Origin of the sequence: Burkholderia sp. Ac-20353, assembly GCF_017104785.1 — a bacterium.
Lineage (GTDB): Bacteria > Pseudomonadota > Gammaproteobacteria > Burkholderiales > Burkholderiaceae > Burkholderia.
This window is the reverse complement of record NZ_JAAGPL010000368.1, coordinates 1-4162: the sequence shown is the minus strand read 5'-3', so window position 1 is coordinate 4162 and position 4162 is coordinate 1. Positions and strand designations below refer to the sequence as shown.

At 68.3% G+C, this 4162-nt stretch carries 5 protein-coding genes; all 5 read right to left on the bottom strand.

All coding sequences use genetic code 11. The annotated features are described in order from the left end of the window. Positions 1 to 262, bottom strand: a 262-nt coding sequence (locus tag G3N94_RS40170) for an FmdB family zinc ribbon protein (protein ID WP_205799731.1), incomplete at its 3' end; no start/stop codon positions are given. Positions 263 to 370: 108 nt separating this feature from the next. Next, on the bottom strand, positions 371 to 1024 hold the full coding sequence (locus G3N94_RS40165; RefSeq protein ID WP_205799730.1) for an SAM-dependent methyltransferase: 654 nt from the start codon (positions 1022 to 1024) through the stop codon (positions 371 to 373). A 22-nt stretch (positions 1025 to 1046) separates the two neighbouring features. After that, positions 1047 to 2624 (bottom strand): ubiquinone biosynthesis regulatory protein kinase UbiB, encoded by a 1578-nt coding sequence (ubiB, locus tag G3N94_RS40160; RefSeq protein ID WP_205799729.1) that lies wholly within the window; start codon positions 2622 to 2624, stop codon positions 1047 to 1049. Positions 2625 to 2636: 12 nt separating this feature from the next. Then, entirely contained in the window at positions 2637 to 3263 is a 627-nt protein-coding gene (locus tag G3N94_RS40155; protein WP_205799728.1) for an SCP2 sterol-binding domain-containing protein, read from the bottom strand. 170 nt (positions 3264 to 3433) lie between these two features. Further along, on the bottom strand, positions 3434 to 4162 hold a 729-nt coding region (locus tag G3N94_RS40150), incomplete at its 5' end, for a TIM44-like domain-containing protein (RefSeq protein ID WP_205799727.1).

The window sequence follows — 4162 nt, the reverse complement described above, 5'->3', positions numbered from 1 at the left end:
ACGTCGCGCCTGTCGCCGCTGCAGCCGGCGCCGCGTCGCCCGACGCGGTTGCGGTGGCTGGTGCGCTGGTGCCGCCCGAGCCGCCGCGGAAATCGGTGACATACCAACCAGAACCCTTCAGCTGGAAACCCGCAGCAGTCACCTGCTTGCGAAATGCATCCTTCCCGCATTCGGGACATTGCGACAGCGGCGCGTCGCTCATCTTCTGGAGCACATCCTTCGCGAAACCGCACGCTTCGCATCGATAGGCGTAGATCGGCATGATATTTTTTCCCGCAGAAACTGGAAACGGCTTGCAAAACCTTGAATTATATCCGAAACCCCGGCGCACTCCGGCAACTGCCGCGCTGTGCCAACCTCAGTGCCGGCATCAGCGGCGGCGCCACGTGAGCCAGCGCTCGCGCCCCTCGAACACCGGCAGCGAATCGGCGACCGGCAGATCCTCGACCAGCTCGAAGTACGGCGCGAGCAGCGCGTCGAGTTCCGCGCGGTCGATGCCGAACGGCGGCCCCTTCGGCGTCGCGCCGATAAAGAAATAGCCGGCCAGCACGCCGCCTGCCGGCAGCAGCGCGGCCATCTTCGCCGCGTAATCGGCGCGCCGGTCGCGCGGCAGCGCGCACAGGAACGCCCGCTCGTACACCCACTGCACCGGGAACGGCGGCGCATACGCGAAGAAATCCGCCTGCTCGACGATGTCCGCGTGCGCGCCGAGCTGCGCCTGCGCAGCCGCGACCGCCTGCGCGGCAAAATCGATCGCGCGCACGGGCCAGCCGGCCTGCGCGAGCCAGCCCGCTTCCTGCGCGCTGCCGCAGCCGGGAATCAGCACCGCGAGCACCGCGCTCGCGCCGCGCCGGCTCGCGAACGCGCGAAAGCCGTCGGGCACGCCGCCGAATTCCCACGGCGTCATGCCGCGCGCGAAGCGCTCATCCCAGAACGACGCGTCGCCCGGGTCGCGCGTCGAAAAATCCGTAGCGCCTGGCACGGCCGGTGCGGCCGGTGCGTTCTCGCGAGTCGGATCGGACATCGCCATGCCTCCTTCGTTTCCGTCAGGCGCCGTACGCCACCGCGAGCAGCACGCGCGCGACGAGCGCGCCGACGCCCACCGCCAGGCCGAAGATCAGCAACGCCTGCAGCAGCCGGTTGGTGCGCTTCTGCTCGACCAGGATCTGCCGCATCAGCTCCTCGCTCGCGGCGCGCGGCGCGTCGTGGCGCGCGGCGATCGCATGATGGATCAGGCGCGGCAGCTGCGGCAGCGTCTTGCTCCATTGCGGCGCCTCGACCTTGAAGCGCTCGTACCAGCCGCGCAGGCCGATCTGCTCGGTCATCCAGCGCTCGAGGTACGGCTTCGCGGTCTTCCACAGGTCGAGTTCAGGATCGAGCGAGCGGCCGAGCCCCTCGACGTTCAGCATCGTCTTCTGCAACAGCACGAGCTGCGGCTGGATCTCGACGTTGAAGCGGCGCGACGTCGAGAACAGGCGCATCAGCACCTGGCCGAGCGAGATGTCCTTCAGCGCGCGGTCGAAATAGGGCTCGCACACCGCGCGGATCGCGCTTTCGAGCTCCTCGACGCGCGTGTCCGGCGGCACCCAGCCCGACTCGAGGTGCAGCGTCGCGACGCGGTGATAGTCGCGCTTGAAGAACGCGAGGAAGTTCTGCGCGAGGTAGTTCTTGTCGAAATCGGACAGCGCGCCGACGATCCCGAAATCGAGCGCGACGTAGCGGCCGAACGTGGTCGGGTCGAGGCTCACCTGGATGTTGCCGGGGTGCATGTCCGCGTGGAAGAAACCGTCGCGGAACACCTGCGTGAAGAAGATCTCGACGCCTTCGCGCGCGAGCTTCTTGATGTCGACGCCCGCGGTGCGCAGCGTCTCGACCTGGCTGATCGGCACCCCCGACATGCGCTCCATCACGAGCACGGTCGACGTCGAGAAATCCCAGAACATTTCCGGCACGAGCAGCAGGTCGAGGCCCGCGAAGTTGCGGCGCAGCTGGCTGCCGTTCGCCGCTTCGCGCATCAGGTCCAGCTCGTCGTGCAGGTATTTGTCGAATTCGGCGACGACCTCGCGCGGCTTCAGGCGCCGGCCGTCGGCCCACACGCGCTCGGTCCACGTCGCGATGTCACGCATCAGCGCGAGATCGGAATCGATCACGGGCAGCATGTTCGGGCGCAGCACCTTCACCGCGACCGCCTTGCCCGCGTGCGCGCCGAGCTTGAGCTTCGCGAAATGCACCTGCGCGATCGACGCGCTCGCGACCGGCTCGCGCTCGAATTCGTCGAACAGCTCGTCGACCGGCGCGCCGAGCGCCTTCTCGATCAGCTCGATCGCGACCGACGACTCGAACGGCGGCACCTGGTCCTGCAGCTTGGCCAGTTCGTTCGCGAAATCGACCGACAGCAGGTCGCGGCGCGTCGACAGCACCTGGCCGAACTTCACGAAGATCGGGCCGAGGCTTTCGAGCGCGCGGCGCAGCCGCACCGCCGGCGGATCGGAATAGCGGCGGCCGATCGTCGTGATCCGCAGCAGCAGCTTCACGCGGCGGTCATCGATCCGGGACAGCATCACCTCGTCGAGGCCGAAGCGGATGACGGTGTAGAGAATTTTGATGAAACGGAAAATACGCATGCCCGGCGGCCCTCAGTGCGTGCCGCGCGGGCTGCCGCCCGCGCGTACGCCAGTTTTTTGTTCGAGTCGCTCGATCCGCTTCTCGACGCGGGCGAGCGCGTCGCGCGCGCGCGCCAGTTCGGCGTCGAAGCCCGCGAGCGACGCACGCCGGACGACTTGCGGGTTCTCGTCGAGCCAATACTCGGCGACAGAATCGAGCATATTGCGGCCGGCGCGGCGTGCGCGGGCACCGGCGTCGCGCACGACCGTCGCGATCCGGTAAGCCGCCGCGTCGCCGACCAGCTTCGCGAGATCTTCTTCCGGTTCCCAGCGCAAATGCTCGGCCAGTTTCGCGATCTGCGTCGCGAACTCTGCGTCGCCTTCGATCTTCACGTGCTTCATCACGGCGGCCTGTCCGCCCTGCAGGAACATCGCGACGGTATCGCCGGCAAGCGCGATCGACACGTCGACCTGCTGCGCGTCCTGCGCATCGACTGCGGAAAGATAGCCGTCCGGCTGCACCAGCAGCGTGAGCGTGACGGGCGGCACGTCGAGACGGGCGGTCTTGCCCGCGTAGGGAATCAGGCGGTCACGCGCCCAGGATTCACGCGCGAGCAGATGATTGACAGCAGCAGCAAAAGGCTTGGCGGCAAAGGTCATCGGGCTGGGAAAGAAAAAACCCGCGCGGGCCGGACGCCCACGCGGGTTTCTATTGTAACGTCGGATCGGCCGGCGCCCGCGTCAGACCGCATGCCCGAGCGGCAAGCGGTCGCAGCGGGGCCGCCCGGGACGGCTGGCCGGCAGGCCCCGCTGACCGGCTGGCCCGGCGCTCAATGCGTATTGAGCTGCTGGATGCCCGCGAGCAACCAGCCGTGGCCGCCCGACTTCGTCAGGTTCCACACTTCGTCGAACGGTGCGGCCGGCGCGCTGGCCGCTTCGCGGATCAGCCCGTGGAAACGGACGCTCGCCGACTGCTCGATGCCGCGGTCCTCGATCGCGACCAGCTCGGCGTCGAGCTGCACGACGTCGGTCTGGTTCGCCTCGTTGCCGCGCGCGTCGAGATCGATCTTGATCTCGGCGAACATTTCCGGCGTCGTGAATTCGCGGATGTCAGCGAGGTTGCCCTGGTCCCACGCGGCCTGCAAGCGCACGAAGTAGACCTTCGCGCTGCGCAGGAACGCCTCGGTGTCGAAGCCGGCCGGCACCTGCAGCGGCGCAGCCGCTGCGCCCGCTGCCGCACCGCCGCCGAACACGCCCTGCGCCTCGTTCGCATAGCTGCTGCCGTTGCCGGCCTGGAACGACTGGCCCTGCGAGTAATTGCCCGACGCCGACGCCGAGCTGCCCACCGAGTACGCGGGCTCGTTCGAACGGCGGCGGTTCATGAACTTGCGGATCAGCCAGATGCCGATTGCCGCCAGCAGCGCGATCACGATCAGGTTCGACATCATGCTGGCAAACGCGCCGCCGAGGCCGAAGTGGGACAGCAGCGCCGCGATGCCGAGACCGGCCGCGAGGCCGGCGATCGGCCCGAGCCAGCGCGAGCGGTTGGGCTGCGCGGC